Source organism: Burkholderia sp. 9777_1386, from assembly GCF_015712265.1.
Lineage (GTDB): Bacteria > Pseudomonadota > Gammaproteobacteria > Burkholderiales > Burkholderiaceae > Burkholderia > Burkholderia cenocepacia.
This window is the reverse complement of the sequence record NZ_JACCQB010000028.1, coordinates 51732-68151: the sequence shown is the minus strand read 5'-3', so window position 1 is coordinate 68151 and position 16420 is coordinate 51732. Positions and strand designations below refer to the sequence as shown.

General features: G+C 70.5%; 18 protein-coding genes. 9 read left to right on the top strand and 9 right to left on the bottom strand.

The window, feature by feature from the left end; genetic code table 11:
- Window positions 1-98: 98 nt before the first annotated feature.
- The 4 genes from H0X91_RS20945 (at window position 99) to H0X91_RS20930 (ending at window position 2745) form a co-directional block, all read left to right on the top strand.
- A complete protein-coding gene (locus H0X91_RS20945; RefSeq protein WP_058903650.1) occupies window positions 99-839 on the top strand; it encodes an FRG domain-containing protein in 741 nt (246 codons plus the stop codon).
- Window positions 840-989: 150 nt separating this feature from the next.
- On the top strand, window positions 990-1496 hold the full coding sequence (locus tag H0X91_RS20940) for a low affinity iron permease family protein (RefSeq protein WP_196433306.1): 507 nt from the start codon (window positions 990-992) through the stop codon (window positions 1494-1496).
- Window positions 1497-1669: 173 nt separating this feature from the next.
- Window positions 1670-2149 (top strand): BON domain-containing protein, encoded by a 480-nt coding sequence (locus H0X91_RS20935; protein WP_034204031.1) that lies wholly within the window; start codon window positions 1670-1672, stop codon window positions 2147-2149.
- Window positions 2150-2262: 113 nt separating this feature from the next.
- Complete coding sequence (locus H0X91_RS20930; RefSeq protein ID WP_006483456.1) at window positions 2263-2745, top strand: hypothetical protein; 483 nt, start codon at window positions 2263-2265, stop codon at window positions 2743-2745.
- On the opposite strand, the gene H0X91_RS20925 is transcribed toward H0X91_RS20930, so the two are convergent.
- Together H0X91_RS20925 and H0X91_RS20920 are read right to left on the bottom strand one after the other, a co-directional pair.
- The gene (locus H0X91_RS20925; RefSeq protein ID WP_006483465.1) at window positions 2720-3193 is read right to left on the bottom strand and encodes an NUDIX hydrolase; all 474 of its coding nucleotides are present in this window, start codon (window positions 3191-3193) and stop codon (window positions 2720-2722) included. The genes H0X91_RS20930 and H0X91_RS20925 overlap by 26 nt on opposite strands.
- A gap of 196 nt (window positions 3194-3389) precedes the next feature.
- Window positions 3390-3593: a hypothetical protein gene (locus H0X91_RS20920; RefSeq protein ID WP_006498261.1), complete on the bottom strand. Its 204-nt coding sequence runs from the start codon at window positions 3591-3593 to the stop codon at window positions 3390-3392.
- 167 nt (window positions 3594-3760) lie between these two features.
- On the opposite strand from H0X91_RS20920, the gene H0X91_RS20915 reads away from it, so the two are divergent.
- The 3 genes from H0X91_RS20915 to H0X91_RS20905 all read left to right on the top strand — a co-directional run bounded on the left by H0X91_RS20915 (window position 3761) and on the right by H0X91_RS20905 (window position 8478).
- On the top strand, window positions 3761-5149 hold the full coding sequence (locus H0X91_RS20915; protein ID WP_059722937.1) for an HlyD family secretion protein: 1389 nt from the start codon (window positions 3761-3763) through the stop codon (window positions 5147-5149).
- Window positions 5150-5234: 85 nt separating this feature from the next.
- Window positions 5235-6827, top strand: a complete 1593-nt coding sequence (locus tag H0X91_RS20910) for a DHA2 family efflux MFS transporter permease subunit (RefSeq protein WP_006486261.1) — start codon at window positions 5235-5237, stop codon at window positions 6825-6827.
- Between the two features lies 1 nt (window position 6828).
- Entirely contained in the window at window positions 6829-8478 is a 1650-nt protein-coding gene (locus H0X91_RS20905; protein ID WP_196433305.1) for an efflux transporter outer membrane subunit, read from the top strand.
- A gap of 67 nt (window positions 8479-8545) precedes the next feature.
- Here the strand turns inward: H0X91_RS20905 and H0X91_RS20900 are convergent, their stop codons facing one another.
- The gene (locus tag H0X91_RS20900) at window positions 8546-9256 is read right to left on the bottom strand and encodes a response regulator (protein ID WP_059722941.1); all 711 of its coding nucleotides are present in this window, start codon (window positions 9254-9256) and stop codon (window positions 8546-8548) included.
- Window positions 9257-9844: 588 nt separating this feature from the next.
- On the opposite strand from H0X91_RS20900, the gene H0X91_RS20895 reads away from it, so the two are divergent.
- Both H0X91_RS20895 and H0X91_RS20890 read left to right on the top strand, forming a co-directional pair.
- Window positions 9845-10177, top strand: a complete 333-nt coding sequence (locus H0X91_RS20895) for a hypothetical protein (protein WP_006498255.1) — start codon at window positions 9845-9847, stop codon at window positions 10175-10177.
- Window positions 10178-10200: 23 nt separating this feature from the next.
- Entirely contained in the window at window positions 10201-10422 is a 222-nt protein-coding gene (locus tag H0X91_RS20890; protein ID WP_006490674.1) for a hypothetical protein, read from the top strand.
- A 22-nt stretch (window positions 10423-10444) separates the two neighbouring features.
- Here H0X91_RS20890 and H0X91_RS20885 read toward each other — a convergent pair whose 3' ends face one another.
- Genes H0X91_RS20885 through H0X91_RS20860 form a run of 6 tightly spaced genes read right to left on the bottom strand, consistent with a single transcriptional unit; the run spans window position 10445 to window position 16245 of the window.
- Entirely contained in the window at window positions 10445-10984 is a 540-nt protein-coding gene (locus tag H0X91_RS20885; protein ID WP_006490675.1) for a GNAT family N-acetyltransferase, read from the bottom strand.
- Between the two features lie 32 nt (window positions 10985-11016).
- A complete protein-coding gene (locus tag H0X91_RS20880; RefSeq protein ID WP_012493748.1) occupies window positions 11017-11829 on the bottom strand; it encodes a DeoR/GlpR family DNA-binding transcription regulator in 813 nt (270 codons plus the stop codon).
- 34 nt (window positions 11830-11863) lie between these two features.
- Window positions 11864-12838 (bottom strand): N-acetylglucosamine kinase, encoded by a 975-nt coding sequence (locus tag H0X91_RS20875; RefSeq protein WP_125333515.1) that lies wholly within the window; start codon window positions 12836-12838, stop codon window positions 11864-11866.
- On the bottom strand, window positions 12835-14028 hold the full coding sequence (locus tag H0X91_RS20870; protein WP_196433304.1) for an SIS domain-containing protein: 1194 nt from the start codon (window positions 14026-14028) through the stop codon (window positions 12835-12837). The genes H0X91_RS20875 and H0X91_RS20870 overlap by 4 nt, the downstream gene beginning before the upstream one ends.
- A gap of 22 nt (window positions 14029-14050) precedes the next feature.
- Window positions 14051-15346, bottom strand: a complete 1296-nt coding sequence (locus H0X91_RS20865) for a D-tagatose-bisphosphate aldolase, class II, non-catalytic subunit (protein ID WP_196433303.1) — start codon at window positions 15344-15346, stop codon at window positions 14051-14053.
- On the bottom strand, window positions 15343-16245 hold the full coding sequence (locus H0X91_RS20860; RefSeq protein WP_077057021.1) for a DMT family transporter: 903 nt from the start codon (window positions 16243-16245) through the stop codon (window positions 15343-15345). Before H0X91_RS20860 ends, H0X91_RS20865 begins: the two co-directional genes overlap by 4 nt.
- Window positions 16246-16420: the final 175 nt, after the last annotated feature.

Below are 16420 nucleotides of genomic sequence, written 5' to 3'. Positions count from 1 at the left end.
GGTCGGCCGTACCGGCGGCCGCGCATCCGGTCAGCGGCGACAGCGGACACGTGCCGACGCGACGGCGGCGCGTACCGGCAACCGCGACAGGAGGGGTGATGGACGGTGAACGTGACGCGGCAGATCGCTCGATCGACAGCGTGGCCGACTACATGGCCGCGATCGGCGCGCAGCGGCAGACGATGGCGCTGCGCCTCTTTCGCGGCCAGTGCAATGCCGGCTGGCCGCTCGTGCCGGGCATCGCGCGACAGCGCGCGTCGCCCGACGTCGAAGCGCGGATGCTCGACGAATTCACGCGGCGCGCGCTGCCGCACCTCGAACCCGGACAGAACCTCGATGCGTGCGACTGGCTCGCGCTCGCGCAGCAGCACGGGATGCGCACACGGCTGCTCGACTGGTCCGGCAACGCGCTCGCCGCGCTGTGGTTCGCGGTCAGGCGCGCGGGCGAAGCGGGCGGCGACGGCGTGGTGTGGTGCCTCGCGCACGACGCCGACGACATCGCGACCGCCGCCGAGCGGCGCGCCCCGCTGGAGGTTACGCGCACCAAGGTGTTCCGGCCGCGTCACGTGATGCCGCGGATCACCGCGCAGGACGGCTGGTTCACGATTCACGGCTACGACACCGGCGCCGAGCGCTTCGTGCCGCTCGACGAGCATGCGGATTTCGCCGGCCGCCTCATCCGCATCGTCGTGCCGGGCGCGCGGTTCGCGACGATCCGGCAGGAACTCGCCGGTGTCGGCGTGAGCGTCGCGACGATCTTTCCGGATCTCGACGGCATCGCGCAGCTGACCGACACGCGCTATTTCCCGGACGACGAGGACACGCACGCGCCGCGGTAAAGCCGCCGCCGCACGGGCACGCGCGATGCTTGTTTCGACGGCGCGCACACGGGACCGGCCCCCGGGCGGCCCTGCATGCGTCCGGTTCGCGGCGGGCGGCGACGCGGTTCATGCGCACATTCCAACCAACCATCGAATCCGGAGGCTGTCATGCGCGAACCCAACGAACCACCGAGCGACCGTCGCGACACGGCGTGCAAGCCCGGCGCCGGTTCCGCGCCGAGCGGGCACGCGGTCACCCGCGCGTTCGAACGTTTCGCGTCGGGCGTGACGACCTGGGCCGGCTCGCCTGTCGCGTTCGGCAGCGCGGTCGCCATCACCGTGCTGTGGCTCGTGAGCGGGCCCGTGTTTCACTACTCCGACGCATGGCAGTTGGTGATCAATACTGGCACCACGATCGTCACGTTCCTGATGGTGTTCCTGCTGCAGCGCAACCAGAACCGCGACAGCGTGGCGCTGCAACTGAAGCTCGACGAATTGCTCGCGGTCACGCGCGCGGCGAGCGACCGGCTGATCGGGATCGAGGATGCGTCGGAGGAGGAATTGCGCGCGCTGGCGCAGACCTACGTCGAAATGGCGCAGCGCGCGGCCGAGCGCGGCGAGGACGAGCCGGGCGGCACACGCGCGGAAACGGCCGATACGCCGCCCGAATCCTGATCGCCTGATCGCCTGATCGCGCGATGCGCGGCCCGATGATTTTTCAAACGCTTGTCGTTTTCGGCGTCGCATCGCGGCAGACCGGCGTGCCCATGACGCTCGCGGCGGGGAACGGCACGTGCTGCAACCCGAAACGAAGCCCGGTCGTTCCGGGTATTGCCTACGGTGCTTCCATGAACTCCAGAACCCCTTCGAATCCGCTGTTGAATCTTGCGGTGGCCGTCGCCTGCGGCGCGGCCGCGATGTACTTCCTCGATCCGTCGTCCGGCCGGCGCCGGCGCGCGTATCTGCGCGACAAGGCGGTTGCGGGCCGGCACGGCGTGGCCGATTATGCGAATACGCAGGCGAAGCGGGCGGCCGACCATGCGCGCGGCGCGATCGCCGGCCTGCGGGCGGACTGGCTCGCGGGCGATGCGAGCGACGTGCAGGTCGCCGAGCGCGTGCGTGCGGCGCTCGGCCGGCTCGTCGGTCGCCCGCGCGACATCGACGTGAGCGTCGAGCGCGGCAACGTGTGCCTGACCGGACAGGTCGAGGAGGCCGAAAGGCAGGCGCTGATCGACGGCGTCGCCGCGCTGCATGGCGTGCATCACGTCGAGGACGCGATGGGCGCGCGCAGCGAATACAAGGCGCCGCCCGGCGGCCATTCGCACTGACGCGGCCGCGGCTGCCCGCACCGGCGGGGGCCGGTGAACGACTACGACACGCATTCGGCGCACGCACGGCTGCCGGCACGACGGCAGCCTGGCGCCCCAACCGGAGCAAGCCCATGACCGACCGCCAGCCCCCCGATACGACGCCTCCGCATCCGGAGCCCGGCGCGCACGACGCGCTCGAACACCTGCTCGGCAGCCTGCATCGACACGGCTTCCTGCGTTTCGCGAACGAGGTCGTCACGGCGAACGCGCGGCTGGCCGACACGTTCGTCGACGTGCTCGACAAGCCCGGCATGCAGAGCGGCATGCAGAATCTCGCGATGCTCGTGACGGCGCTGTCGCGCATTCCGCCGGAACAGTTCGGTCGCGCCGCGTTCGCGGCGGCCGACGCGCTGCATCACGTGGGCGCCTGGCAGCCGGCGCAGCACGAGCATGTCGCGCCCGGCGTGCGCGGCGTCTACCGGCTGCTGCACGACGAGGCGCTGTGGGAGGCGTTGACGCCGCTGCTCGAAGGACTGAAAGTCTTCGCGCAAGGGCTCGCGCGTGATGCGCAGCCGCCGGTCGCCGGGCTCAACGAGGCGACGAAAGACGCTTGACCGGCGCCGGTGACAGGCCGCACGCGGCGCACAGATCCGCGAACTGGCGGATGATGCGCTGCGTCGGCGCGCTCGCCGGCCAGTGCGGCACCGCGTCGATGCCGACCCAGCGGCACAGCGCGATTTCCCGGCCCGGGCACGCGTGCGCGCCGCGCGGCAGGCTCGCGACGAACACGTGATGGCGTTTCACGCTGCCGTCCACGTAGAAGAAATACGCGAGTTCGAGATCGACGAGCCCCGTTTCCTCCCGAAGCTCGCGATGCGCGGCGTCGAGCGCCGATTCGCCGCGCCGAATCACGCCGCCCGGCAACGTCCAGCGCGACGACGGCCGTCGGGCGACCAGCAGCACGCGCTGGTTGCGATGGCAGATGATCGTTGCGCGTTCTTTCGCCAGCGGCGCCAGCGGCACCGCGCGAACAGGGAAATCGGACGGGTCGGGGAGCGTCATGCAGGGCAGGCGACGGGTGAATGAAAGATCCATTACCCGGTACAGCAACGTGCATTCCTGCTTCGCCGCCGCGCCTGCCGGCGCGTGAGCGTTTCGGGGCTGCGTGCCGGCGGGCGTCCGCGATTTTTCAACGGCTTGTCATTTATGCCGCCGCCTGTCGCGGCCGACCGCGGGCGCGGTGCGGCGCAATGCGCGGCTAGCGCGCGTCTTCGCGCTTGCGGGATGGTGCGCGATCCTGCGGCGTGCCGTTTTCCGGCTCGTCCGGCTTGCCTTCTGCGGGATCGTGCGCGCTGCGCGGCGGCGGCGTGGCCGTGCCGTGGCGTTTGCCTTCGGGACCGGGCGTGCTGTTGCCGCGATCTTCGTCGCGCGTGTCGGTGTCGAGTGAGGTCGAGCGTGTCATGGTTCGCGAGTCCTGTCGGGGCCGTCGAAACGTACGCGTCGCGCATCGGGCGTGCCGGTCGGCTGGAACCAAGCCGAACCACCTTGCCGGGCCCGCTGTTTGCTTGATCGCGCGCTTGAGGTCCGTGCGGGCAATGACGCCCGCGGCCGCCGCCCGGAGTCCCGTTCATGCCCGATGCGATCCTGTGCCCGTTGTCCGTTCGTGAGCGATTTGGCGTCGCGGTCCGGCGCGCGCTGACGCCCGGACCGCGCGGCACCGGCGCGCCTGACGCGTTCGTGTCGGCGGCGGCCGGTGCCGCCCTGTCGACGCCGCTGCACGTGCGCTGGCCGACCGTGGTCGCGCGCGCAGGCGATGGGCCGTCCGGTGGCGGCAGCGGCGCGGGCCCCGCGCCGGGCCGCAACGACGGCGAGCACCCGACCGACGCGCCGGGCGGCGGCGGTGGCGACGACCATCCGCACGACGATCGCGGCGGTCGCACCGGCGGAGACGGAGACGGCAACGACGGCGAAGGCGAACGCAAGCGACCCGGCAAGAAAACGCTGATCATCCTCGGCGCGGTGCTGATCGTGCTGCTCGTCGGCGGCCTCGTCTGGTGGCTCGCGACGCGCAACCAGGAAAGCACCGACGATGCGTACACCGACGGCAACGCGATCGCGGTCGCGCCGCACGTGTCCGGCTACGTGACGCGGCTGGCGGTCGACGACAACACCTTCGTGCGGCGCGGCGACGTGCTCGTCGAGATCGATCCGCGCGACTACCGCGCGCAGGTCGACGCGGCGCAGGCGCAGCTCGGCCTCGCCCAGGCCCAGCTGGATGCGGCGCGCGTGCAGCTCGACATCGCACGCGTGCAGTATCCGGCCCAGTACCGGCAAGCGCGCGCGCAGATCGAATCGGCGGAAGCCGCGTACCGGCAGGCGCTCGCCGCGCAGGCGCGGCAACGCGCGGTCGATGCGCGCGCAACGTCGCAGCAGGCGATCGATGCGGCCGACGCGCAGCGCGCGACCGCCGACGCGAACGTCGCGATGGCCCAGGCGCAGGCGCGCACCGCGAGCCTCGTGCCGCAGCAGATCCGGCAGGCCGAGACGGCCGTCGAGGAGCGCCGCCAGCAGGTGCTGCAGGCGCGCGCGCAGCTCGAGACAGCCAACCTGAACCTGTCGTACTGCGAAATGCGTGCGCCGTCCGACGGCTGGGTCACGCGGCGCAACGTGCAACTGGGCTCGTTCCTGCAACCGGGCACGTCGATCTTCTCGATCGTCACGCCGCGCGTGTGGATCACCGCGAATTTCAAGGAGTCGCAGCTCGAACGGATGCGCATCGGCGACCGCGTCGACGTGTCGGTCGACGCGTATCCCGATCTCGACCTGCACGGCCACGTCGACAGCATCCAGCTCGGCAGCGGCTCGCGCTTCTCCGCGTTCCCCACCGAGAACGCGACCGGCAACTTCGTGAAGATCGTGCAGCGCGTGCCGGTGAAGATCGTGCTCGACGGCCCGCTGCCGACCCGTCCGCCGCTCGGTCTCGGCCTGTCGGCCGTGCCGACCGTTCACCTGAAATGACCGGCCGCCGCGCCGCGGCCGGTGTCGACCGGAGCGATCCGATGCCCGATACCCGCACGTCATTCCCGTTTCGCGAGGCCCGCCGATGAACCGGCCGCCCGAGCGCAACGGCGCGTCCGGCGGCGCATGGCGACCCGCCGCGAACCCGTGGCTCATCGCGATCGTCGTCACGCTCGCCGCGTTCATGGAAGTACTCGACACCACGATCGTCAACGTCGCGCTGCCGCACATCGCCGGCACGATGTCGGCGAGCTACGACGAGGCGACCTGGACACTCACGTCGTACCTCGTCGCGAACGGCATCGTGCTGCCGATTTCGGGCTTCCTCGGGCGCCTGCTCGGCCGCAAGCGCTACTTCCTGCTGTGCATCGCCGCGTTCACCGTGTGCTCGTTCCTGTGCGGCGTCGCGACCAACCTTGGCGAACTGATCGTGTTCCGCGTGCTGCAGGGGCTGTTCGGCGGCGGGCTGCAGCCGAACCAGCAGTCGATCATCCTCGATACGTTTCCGCCGGAGCAGCGCAACCGCGCGTTCTCGATCTCGGCGATCGCGATCGTCGTCGCGCCGGTGCTCGGGCCGACGCTCGGCGGCTGGATCACCGACCATTTCTCGTGGCGCTGGGTGTTCCTGCTCAACGTGCCGATCGGCGCGCTGACCGTGCTCGCGGTGATGCAGCTCGTCGAGGATCCGCCGTGGCGGCGCGACGCCGAACGCGGAATCTCCATCGACTACATCGGCATCGGGCTAATCGCGATCGGGCTCGGCTGCCTGCAGGTGATGCTCGATCGCGGCGAGGACGAGGACTGGTTCGGTTCGAACTTCATCCGCATCTTCGCGGTGCTGTCCGCGCTCGGGCTGATCGGCGCGACGCTGTGGCTGCTGCGCACGAAGAAGCCGGTGGTCGACCTGTCGTGCCTGCGCGACCGCAATTTCGCGCTCGGCTGCGTGACGATCGCGACGTTCGCGGCCGTGCTGTACGGCAGCGCGGTGATCGTGCCGCAGCTCGCGCAGCAGCATCTCGGCTACACGGCGACGCTCGCGGGGCTCGTGCTGTCGCCCGGCGCGCTGCTGATCACGCTCGAGATTCCGCTCGTGAGCCGGCTGATGCCGCACGTGCAGACGCGCTATCTCGTCGGGTTCGGCTTCGTGCTGCTGTGCGGCGCGCTGATCTATTCGCGCACGCTGGTGCCGAACATCGATTACACGCACCTCATGATGATCCGCTGCGCGCAGTCGCTCGCGATCGGCTTCATGTTCGTGCCGATCACGACGCTCGCGTACCTGACCGTGCCGCAGCGGCTCAACGACGACGCGTCCGCGCTGTTCACGATGTTCCGCAACGTCGCGGGCTCGATCGGCATCTCGGTGTCGACCGCGCTGATCCGCGAACGCACGCAGGCGCGCATGGCGCATCTGTCCACGCACATGTCGACGCTGTCGCAGAACTTCCAGGATGCGTTGCAGGAGAACGCGCGCGCGATTGGCGCGCTGACGGGCGCGCCGCCGTCGGCCGCATTGCAGACGGCCGGCGGGCGGCTGTACGAGACCTTCATCGCGCAAGCGACGATCCTCGCGTATATCGACGTGTTCGCGATCCTCGCGGTGTTCTGCGCGTTCAGCATTCCGCTGACGTTCCTGTTCTCGCCGGCGAAGGCCGCGCGCGCCGCGGGAGGGCATTGAGATGAACGCACGTCGGGACAATCGCAATCGCCGCGTGATTCGCAGCCTCGTGCGCCGCGCGGTGACGATCTTCACCGGATGCGCGGTGGTCGCAAGCTGCACCGTCGGGCCCGACTACCAGCCGCCGCACGCGGACGTGCCGGACACCTGGCATGCGATGCGGGCGGACGGACAGGCGGCGTCTCCCGCGTCGGACGCGGCCGCACGGTCGTCGCCGACGGTCGACGCCGATCCCGATCCGCGCTGGTGGCGTGCATTCGGCGATCCGCTGCTCGACCGGCTCGTCGAGCGCGCGGCGCACGACAACCTCGACGTGCAGGCGGCCGTGCTGCGCATCGCGCAGGCACGCGCGCAGGTTCGCGCGGCCGCCGCGCAAGGTTTGCCGGACGTGCGGGCGACCGCCAGCTATCAGCGCGAACAGCTCGGCCTGAAAGGCATCGTCGAGGAACAGGGCATCGACCAGCGCGTCGATCGTCTCGGCGCGCCGGGCTCGCCGCTCGACCGGTTCGGGCCGGGCACCGGCGCGCGCGTGCAGCAGGGCGCGCGTAGCGCGATCGATGCGCTCGAGGCGCCGGTCAACCTGTGGCAGGCCGGCTTCGACGCGTCGTGGGAGCTGGACCTGTTCGGGCGCGTGCGCCGCTCGGTCGAAGCGGCCGGCGCGCAGACGAGCGCGGCGATCGCGAGCCGCGACGACGCGCTGCTGTCGCTCGAGGCGGAGGTCGCGCAGACCTATCTGCAACTGCGCGGCGCGCAAGCCCAGCGCGCGCTGGCCGACGACCTGCAACGCGCGCAGCGCGAACTGCTCGACCTGACGCGCGAGCAGGCCGCGCACGGTCTCGCGAGCGATCTCGACGTGCGCAGCGCCGACGCGCGGCTCGCGCAGATCCGCGCGCAACTGCCGCAGTTCGACCAGCAGATCGTGTTGTTGCGCAACGGTCTCGCGTATCTGGTCGGCGGCGCGCCGGGCGCGCTCGACGACTGGCTTGCCGCCCCGCGCGCGCTGCCGGACGTGCCGCCGGCCGTGCCCGTCGGTCTGCCGTCGACGCTCGCGCGCCGGCGTCCCGACATCCGCCGCGCGGAGGCCGAGCTGCATGCGGCCACCGCCGACGTCGGCGTCGCGGTCGCGCAGTTCTATCCGGACATCTCGTTGACCGGGCAAGTCGGGTTGCGTGCGTCGCACGTGCGCGAGCTCGCGCACTGGTCGCACCTGTTCTATTCGTTCGGGCCGGCCATCTCGCTGCCGATCTTCTCCGGCGGGCAGCTCGTGTCGAACCTGCGGCTGTCGCAGGCGCGCCAGGCGGAAGCGGCGCTCGCCTACCGGCAGGCGGTGCTCGTCGCGCTGCGCGACGTCGACAATGCACTGGCCGTGTACCGCACCGACCAGGCGCGCGCGGCCGCGCTCGACGATGCGGTGAAGGCCGAACAGGGCGCGCTGGACCTCGCGCGCGATCGCTACCGGAAAGGCTTGTCGCCGTTCCTCGACGTGCTGGACGCCGAGCGGCAATGGTCGGAGGGGCGGCAGCAGGCGCAGCAGGGCGCGTTGCAGACGACGACCGATCTCGTCGCGCTGTACAAGGCGCTCGGCGGCGGATGGCAGGCGGAGCCGGGCACGCATGCGAATCCGGATGCCGGTACGGCCCGCGCGCAATAGCCGCGAACGCACGCCGGACATCGCGGGCCCCGCTCGCGCCACGCCGCTCGCCGGCCCGCACGCGGCGTCAATCCCACGCGTGCTTGCTGAACTGATAGCCCTTGGAGCGGATCGTCTTGATCCGTTTCGGTTCGGCCGCATCGTCGCGCAGCTTGCGGCGCAGCTTCGAGATGCGACCGTCGATCGACCGGTCGAGGCCGTCGAACGCGATGCCGCGCAGCAGCAGCGTCAGGTCTTCGCGGCTGACCACCTCGCCCGCGCGGCACACGAGCGCCCACAGCAGGTCGAATTCGGTCGACGTCAGGCGCGGCGTGCTGCCGTCGGGAAGATGCACGCGGCGATCGGCCCGGTCGATCGAGAATTTGCCGAACACGTATCGCTGCGGCGAATCCGGCGCGGGCTCGCCCGCCGGCACGCGCGTGCGCCGCAACTGCGCCTTGATCCGCGCGAGCAGCAGCCGCGGCTCGACCGGCTTGCGGAGAAAGTCGTCCGCGCCGAGTTCCAGGCCGAGCAATTCGTCGAACGGTTCGTCGCGGCCGGTCACCATGATCACGATGCCGTCGTACTGCATGCGCGCCTCGCGGCAGATCTCGAAGCCGTCCTTGCCCGGCAGGTTGACGTCGAGCAGCACGAGGTCGGGGCGGTTCGCGACGATCGCCGGCACTGCGCCGGCGCCGTCGAACAGCGTGTCCACCTGGTAATGATGCTGGCGCAGATAGTCGGCGATCAGCGCGGACAGCGGGACGTCGTCTTCGACGAGCAGGATTCGGATGGGCATCGCTAAACGAAGGGGGCAAAACGGGAAGGTGGCGAGCGGTCAGGCCCAGTCCGAACGCGTCGTAGCCGAAGCGACGTGGATGATACTGCGCAACATTCCGGTGGAATGTGGCGAAATCTGAATCGTTCGGTGAGCTTAGCTATGGGCCAATCGCCGCCGCCGGGCGGCAGGTACGGGAAGCGCGAGGCGGGGTCGCGCGCGGGGCAGAAACGGTTCGGGGCGAGGGCCGGCGCGGCGCTCGCGACGTTGCGCGGCCGCGCATCCTTCAGACGAAAACGTTTGCGCCAGGCCGCGGCCGCGAACCGCGCTCGCACCGGTCAAACCCAGGCCAGGCAAGGTTAGTCGACATATCATTACAAAATATTACCGACATGGGCGGGTGCCGCTCCCTACAATCTGCGCAGCCGACTCGCGCGCATCGCGCACTGCGATGGCATCGTTTCCCGATCGTATCGACTGCCGGTTTCGACGACACGTCGAGCCATGTCGCTCGCGTGCGGAACCGGATGCGCGCGGGTCGGCGCGACGCCGCGCCGGCGCCTGACGGGCGGGCAAGCGGATGGTACGAACGATTGACGGGGAAATGAAATGACGCCGTTGCAAGTCGTCCAGCGTCTCGAGGCACTCACGCAGGCGATCGAAGCCGCGGTCGCGCGCGCCGACTGGAACGAAGCCGTCCGCGCGGCCGAGATGCGGTCGGCGTTCGTGCTTGCGCTTGCACCCGATCAACCGGCCGAGGTCGTGTCGGCGTTGATGCGCATGCAGGAAATCGATGTCCGGATTTCCACCATCGCGCGCGACACGCTGGAGGCGCTCATCGCGGAGGGCTGGACGGCGTTGCACGCGACCCGGTTGGCCACCCACGCGCTGAGGGTGCGGCAGCGATCGCTCGACGCCGGCGCCGCGGCCACGCGACATTGAAATTCGTTTCTGCAGGTGACGGGATGAGATTCAGAAAACGCACCAGTCACGTCGATGCGACACGGTGGTTCGCCGACGGCGACCATGAACGGGTAGAGCGCCGTGACGGGAAGTGGGCGGTCGCGACGCCGGAAGGCTGGCGGCCGGTGCAGCCGGGCGACTGGATCGTGCGCGATGAAGGCGGCAACTGCTGGCCGATGGAAGACGGCCTCTTCGTGCGTTGCTACGAACCGGCAGCCGACTGACGCGGCCGCCGGCTCGCCGCGCTTATCGGCTCTTGCGCGAAAACATCAACGAATCGGCGTCGTTGAACCGGATAGGCCGCGGCTCGCCGTAACCGGCTTTCTCCGCGACCCGGATCGATGCGACATTGGTCGGCGCGATCAGGCACACGCTGCGCTCGAACCGCTGCTGCGCGTCGAGCCATGCGAGCGCGGCCGCGAGCGCCTCGGTCGCATAGCCGCGGCCCTGCGCCCACGTCGCCAGCGCCCAGCCGGCTTCCGGCACGCCGCGGATCGGCGGTTCGATGTTCCGGTGGAAATCCGCGAAGCCGAGATCGCCGACATAGCGGCCCGACGCCTTTTCGCGAATCGCCCAGTAGCCATAGCCGAGCAGCGGCCACAGCCCGCGATACGCGAGCATGCGCATCCACGAGTCGCGCGGCGCGGACGGCTCGCCGTTGAAGATGTGCGCGACGACGCCGGGTTCCGCCCACATGGCGGCGAGTGCGTCGAAGTCGCCGAGCGGATGGCCTTCGAGCACCAGGCGCGGCGTGTCGAGAACGGGCGGGGACGAGACGGGTGGCATCGGGTGTCCGGAAAGAGGGGATAGTCGGGCGGCTAGACCGTCAGCACGTCGATGCCGCGCTGGCGCAGGTCGTCGACCACGGCTGCGTCGGCGCCCGTATCGGTGATCAGCATGTCGAGCTGCTCGACGCTCGCGATCACCGAGAGATTGCGCTTCATCAGCTTCGACGAATCGGCGACCGCGATCACCTGGCGCGAGATCTTCAGCATCTGCGCGTTCAGTTGCGCTTCGAGCAGGTGCGGCGTCATCAGGCCGATCTCGGGATCGAGGCTGTCGACGCCGAGGAACAGCCGGTCCGCGTACAGCCCCTGCAGCGCGACGACGGCCTGCGGCCCCGACAGCGAATACGAGTTCGGCCGAAGCTGCCCGCCCGGCATGATCAGGTTGATGTGCGGCGCGGCCGCGAGCAGCACGGCCACGTTCAGCGCATTGGTGATCACGTTCAGCGATTGCAGCTTCATCGCGAGGATCTGCTTCGCGATTTCCTCGGTCGTGCTGCCGGAGTCGAGCAGGATCGTTTCGCCGTCGCCGATCAGTGCGGCGGCGGCCGCCGCGATCCGCACCTTCTCCGCGTGACGGAGCTTCTGCTTGACCGCGATTGGCACCTCGTCGCTTTCGCGCAGCACCAGCGCGCCGCCGTGGGTGCGCAGCACCGCGCCGGCCGCCGCGAGCGCGTTCAGGTCGCTGCGCACCGTGACGAGCGAGATGCCGAACCGCTCGGCCAGTTCCTCGACGGTGACCTTCTCCCGCTCGCGCACCAGCTCGCAGATCAGGCGGCGACGTTCTTCGACAAGCAGCGGCGCGTGATCGACGGCAGGCGACGGAGGCACTCGGTGAGCGGGCATGTCCATTTCGGCAAGACAGGGAGCCGAAATGATATCAAAACCCCTGGCCGGGCTGGAGCGCATGCAAGGCCGGCGCGTCGAGCGGCATGCCCGCCAGCCGGGCCGCGTGGACCGCCGCGCCGACGTGGGGCCCGAGCCGCGGCGCGGTGAGCACCGCATCCGGCACGCGGCGCGCGAGCGCGTCGCGCAGCGGCTCGAGCACGCGCGCGCCGGCGTTGAACACGCCGCCGGAATACGACACCGGCAGCGGTTCGCCGGGCGGCCAGCCGAGGGTGCGCGCGACGCCTGCCGCGAGTTGCGCGAGCTCGTCGGTCGCGCGGTCGATCAGCGCGTGCGCTGCGGGGTCGCCCGCGTGCGCTGCATCGATCACGAGCCGCGACAGCTGCGCGAAGCGGCTGCGCACCGCGCCCGCATTCACGGCCGCGCACAGGTCGAGATCGTGTTCCAGCGCGAAGTGCGCGCGCACGATGTCGAACAGCGGCCCGCGCGCGGCGCGGCCGTCCGCCATCCGCGAAAACGCGGCGAGCCCTTCGCGCGCGAGCCAGTAGGCCGAGCCTTCGTCGCCGAAGACCTCGCCCCAGCCGCCGCAGCGTGCGGCGCGGCCTTCGCGTTGCCCGTATGCGATCGATCCGGTGCCGGCGACGATGCTGATGCCGTCGCCGCCGGCCAGCGTGCCGGCCCAGCTGCACACCATGTCGTTGCCGATCCGGTAGCGCTCGCGCGCGAACAGCGGCGCGAGCAGGCCGTCCAGCTCGGACAGCAGGCGGCTGTCCTCGCCGTACGCGGGCAGGCCGGCGAATGCGTACGCGACGTCGTCGCGTGCGACGTTCGCCGCGGCCAGCACCGCATGCACGCCGTCGGCGAGCAGCGTGCGCAGCGCGTCCACGCCGATCTCGAGGTAGTAGCTGGTGGTCGTTTCGTGACGCGCCCGCACGCGGCCTTGACGGTCGATCACCATGAACGCGGTTTTCGTGCCGCCGCCGTCGATGCCGAGAAAGAGTGGAGTCATGTGGGCTGCCCCGCGTACGGATGAATGGTGACGCCGGCCACGACGCGGTTGACGGTGCCGGACGCGCTCGGGTTGTCGGGCGTGAGCCCGAGGCGCAGCGACGCGAGCAGCGCGAAACACTGCGCGAGCACCAGCGCGACGGGCGCGAGCGCGAGATCGGGCAGGCCGGGCGGCAGCGGCACCGTCAGGTCGTCGCCGGACGGTGACGGCGTGCTGGTGTCGCCCGCGTCGTCGCCCGCGTCGTCGGCCGGCGCGACGCCGACCGACAGTATGCCGGCCGCGCGGTTTTCGCGCCGCAGTTCGCGCAGCAGGTCGAGGTCGTAGCGGCGCGTATGCGGATCGCCGGACAGCAGCACGACGACGAGCGTGCGTTCGTCGAGGAACGTTTTCGGGCCGTGCCGGAAGCCGAGCGGCGATTCGGCCATCGCGACGATCAGCCCGTCGGTCAGTTCCAGCAGTTTCAGCGCGGCTTCGCGCGCGAGCCCGAGCAGCGTGCCGCTGCCCAGATACACGACGCGCTCGGGCAACTGCCGCACGTGCGCGGCGAGCCGCGACGCGTGGTCGCGCAGCAGCGTGCGCGCGGCGTCGGCCAGCGGCCCGACCGGCATGCCGGCCACGCCGAACGCCCAGGCCGCGCCGAGCAGCATGCCGCTGAAACTGGACGTCATCGCGAACGCCTGGTCGTGCGTGGCCTCGGGCAACAGCACGACGTGCGCGCGCGGATGCGTGCCGAGGCGGCGGTTCAGCATGCCGTCGGCCGCGCATGTGAACGCGAGGTGGCGGCAGCCGTCGACGAGGCGATCCGCCAGCTCGACGGCCGCGACGCTTTCGGGGCTGTTGCCGGAGCGCGCGAACGACACCAGCAGCGTCGGCACGCCCGGCTGCAGCGTGTCGCCGGGGTTCGCGACGATGTCGGTGGTGGCCACCGCTTCGACGCGGCCGCCGAAGCGGTGCCGCAGCGCGGGCGCGAGGCACTGGCCGATGAAGGCCGAGCTGCCCGCGCCGGTCAGGACGATGCGCAGGCGAGGATCGGCGAGCAGCGGCGCGAGAAACGCGTCGAGCGCCGCGCGCTGCGCGTCGACGACGGCATGCACGTCGGGCCAGACGTCGGGTTGCTGGGCGATTTCGCGTGCCGTGTGGGCGGCGTGGCGGCGGTTGAGGTCGGCGGGATCGAGGTCGAAAAATTCCATGAGCAGATCTGAGGAGAGTCGGTCACGCGGCACACGCGTGGAGATACGGACGGACGGCCGCGGCCGTGCCGTCTTGCAACAGGGCGCCGGCGCGCAACGCGAGCCGTCCTTCGCGGACGGCCTCGTACTGGCGCGGCAGATGCTGGCTGACGAGCGTGAGCGGCGGCGGCGACGCATCGAGGCGCGCGAGCAGGTCGGCGCACGCGCGTTGCACGACGGGATGGGCCCAGTAGTAGCGGATGCGGTCGCTCAGGCTGTACGCGAGATCGAGTTGGAGTTGCGCGCCGGCCGGGTAGTAATCGCGCCAGTGCGCCGGTTCGTTGCGCATCACGCCGAGCACGGTCGCGATGAACCCGTCGTCGCCGCCGAGCCATTCGCGCTCGATCGCGGCGAGCGACCACAGCGTCTCGCGCATCGCGAAGGTCACGCCGGGGCCGACCTTCAGGATCGCGAAGTGGTCGCGCACGAGTTGCGCGAGGTTGTCGGGCGTCTGGTAATCGGTCGAATGCGCTTCGAACACGAGCGCGGGTTCCGTTTCGATGAATGCGCTCAGTTCACGCGCGTTGCCGGCGTCGTAGTCGATCACCTTGTGATGATCGAACTCGACGCCCGGCTGCACGACCATCGCGATCACGCGCGACCACGCATCGTCGAGGCCGGCGCGCGCGAACGCGTCGCGGTGCAGCGCGAGCGTCGAGCCGGCCGCTTCGGGCGTGGTGACCGCGACCGCGTCGAGCGTCTCGTGCGCACCGCCGGGCACCGGCACCTCGGTGCCGATCACATAGACGGGCGCGTCGCCGCGCGGCGCACCGGCCGCCCACGCGGCCTCGGCGGCGCGGCACAGGCGCACCGCCCGCGCGGCGATCTCGGCTTCGGGCAACGGCTGCGGATCGTCCGCGCACGACATCGAGCAGTCGAGATGCAGCTTGCGGAAGCCGGCCGCCACGTACTGCGCGACCATCGTCTCGGCCTTGTCCATCGCGTGCGCGGCCGGCAGCCGGCGCCATGCGTTCGGGCCGAGATGGTCGCCGCCGAGCAGGATCGCATCGGGGCTCACGCGTTCGCGCGCGGCGATGTCGAATACGTGGCGACGGAAGTCGTGCGGCGTCATGCCCGTATAGCCGCCGTCCTGGTTGACCTGGTTGCAGGTCGCCTCGATCAGCGCGGGGCGTTCGCGCGCCGCGCATTCGCGCAGCGCGGCGGCGATCGCGACCGGATGCGCGGAGCACACGGACGGGATGCCGATCGCAGGTGTGCCGGGCGGCGCGTGACGCGACGATTGCTTGTGACGGCGGACGAGATCGAGCAGCGGGTTCATGCCGATTCCCCCGCCGTGTGGGTTGCCGCGGCGCCTTCCGGCTGCAGCGCGAGCAGCAGCGCGGCCAGCAGCGCCAGCGCGATGCCCGTGAGCTTGCTGCCGGTCGGCGTCGCACCGGTGACGATCATCGAGATCACCGACGTCAGCAGCGGCGCGCCTGCGTTGACGAGCGGCGACACGACGATCGCCTTGCCGAAGCGGAACGCATAGACGAGCGTCAGCGCGCCGATCGCATTCAGCACCTGGATCACGGCGGCGAGGCCCGGGCCGCCGATCCCGTAGTTGATCGTGCGGCCGAAGTCGGTCATCCACAACGCGAACGGCACGCACAGCAGGCCCGTCAGCGCCATGTAGAAGAAGATCGATTCCGCGTCCATCGTCGCGTTCGCGATCTTGATGAAATACGCCTGCAGCCCCCATGCGACGAGCACCAGCAGCGCGAGCGCGAACCACAGCCCGAACCGCGCGGGGCCCTGGCCCGACTGGAAGTCGAACAGCGGCAGCGAGCACAGCGCGAGCACGATGCCGGCCACGCCGAGCTTGCCGGTGCGTTCGCGCAGCAGCAGGAACGACAGCGCGATCGTCAGCGCCGGCGACAGCGACACGATCGGGAACACGAGATACGGCGGCCCCGATTCGACCGCGCGGAACAGCAGCATCTGCCCGCCCGCGCCGAGCAGCCCGATTGCGAGCCCGAGCGCCAGCGAACGGCCATCGCGCCGCACACGCCAGCCGGCGCGGCCGAGCGCGACCAGCGCCGGCGGAATCATCGTGAACGCCCAGATCACGTAGATCAGCGTGTCGGGGAAGCCGTGTTCGGCGGGCAAGCCGGTGAATGCGCCCCACACGCCCCAGAGCAGGGTCGTGACGAGCGCGTGAACGAGCCAGTTGTTTTGCATCGGTCGCGTCTTTCGAAGTGGGTTCTGATTCGTCGAACGCTTTCGTTTGATGCCGTGCAAGGCGAAATCGGAGGCGTTCGGCGGGCGAGCCCGACGACGTTCCAGCAGGGATCGGCAGAAACGTCCGTCGGGAGCGGCCAATCTATGTGCTTTCGATTTCTTTCGTTATTAGTGT

Bases quoted from the DNA above. Each gene is read 5' to 3' on its own strand.
- H0X91_RS20865 (WP_196433303.1), bottom strand. From the start codon at position 15,346: ATGAACCCGCTGCTCGATCTCGTCCGCCGTCACAAGCAATCGTCGCGT.
- H0X91_RS20910 (WP_006486261.1), top strand. From the start codon at position 5,235: ATGAACCGGCCGCCCGAGCGCAACGGCGCGTCCGGCGGCGCATGGCGA.
- H0X91_RS20905 (WP_196433305.1), top strand. From the start codon at position 6,829: ATGAACGCACGTCGGGACAATCGCAATCGCCGCGTGATTCGCAGCCTC.
- H0X91_RS20900 (WP_059722941.1), bottom strand. From the start codon at position 9,256: ATGCCCATCCGAATCCTGCTCGTCGAAGACGACGTCCCGCTGTCCGCG.
- H0X91_RS20895 (WP_006498255.1), top strand. From the start codon at position 9,845: ATGACGCCGTTGCAAGTCGTCCAGCGTCTCGAGGCACTCACGCAGGCG.
- H0X91_RS20875 (WP_125333515.1), bottom strand. From the start codon at position 12,838: ATGACTCCACTCTTTCTCGGCATCGACGGCGGCGGCACGAAAACCGCG.
- H0X91_RS20920 (WP_006498261.1), bottom strand. From the start codon at position 3,593: ATGACACGCTCGACCTCACTCGACACCGACACGCGCGACGAAGATCGC.
- H0X91_RS20890 (WP_006490674.1), top strand. From the start codon at position 10,201: ATGAGATTCAGAAAACGCACCAGTCACGTCGATGCGACACGGTGGTTC.
- H0X91_RS20945 (WP_058903650.1), top strand. From the start codon at position 99: ATGGACGGTGAACGTGACGCGGCAGATCGCTCGATCGACAGCGTGGCC.
- H0X91_RS20880 (WP_012493748.1), bottom strand. From the start codon at position 11,829: ATGCCCGCTCACCGAGTGCCTCCGTCGCCTGCCGTCGATCACGCGCCG.
- H0X91_RS20940 (WP_196433306.1), top strand. From the start codon at position 990: ATGCGCGAACCCAACGAACCACCGAGCGACCGTCGCGACACGGCGTGC.
- H0X91_RS20860 (WP_077057021.1), bottom strand. From the start codon at position 16,245: ATGCAAAACAACTGGCTCGTTCACGCGCTCGTCACGACCCTGCTCTGG.
- H0X91_RS20925 (WP_006483465.1), bottom strand. From the start codon at position 3,193: ATGACGCTCCCCGACCCGTCCGATTTCCCTGTTCGCGCGGTGCCGCTG.
- H0X91_RS20885 (WP_006490675.1), bottom strand. From the start codon at position 10,984: ATGCCACCCGTCTCGTCCCCGCCCGTTCTCGACACGCCGCGCCTGGTG.
- H0X91_RS20930 (WP_006483456.1), top strand. From the start codon at position 2,263: ATGACCGACCGCCAGCCCCCCGATACGACGCCTCCGCATCCGGAGCCC.
- H0X91_RS20915 (WP_059722937.1), top strand. From the start codon at position 3,761: ATGCCCGATGCGATCCTGTGCCCGTTGTCCGTTCGTGAGCGATTTGGC.
- H0X91_RS20870 (WP_196433304.1), bottom strand. From the start codon at position 14,028: ATGGAATTTTTCGACCTCGATCCCGCCGACCTCAACCGCCGCCACGCC.
- H0X91_RS20935 (WP_034204031.1), top strand. From the start codon at position 1,670: ATGAACTCCAGAACCCCTTCGAATCCGCTGTTGAATCTTGCGGTGGCC.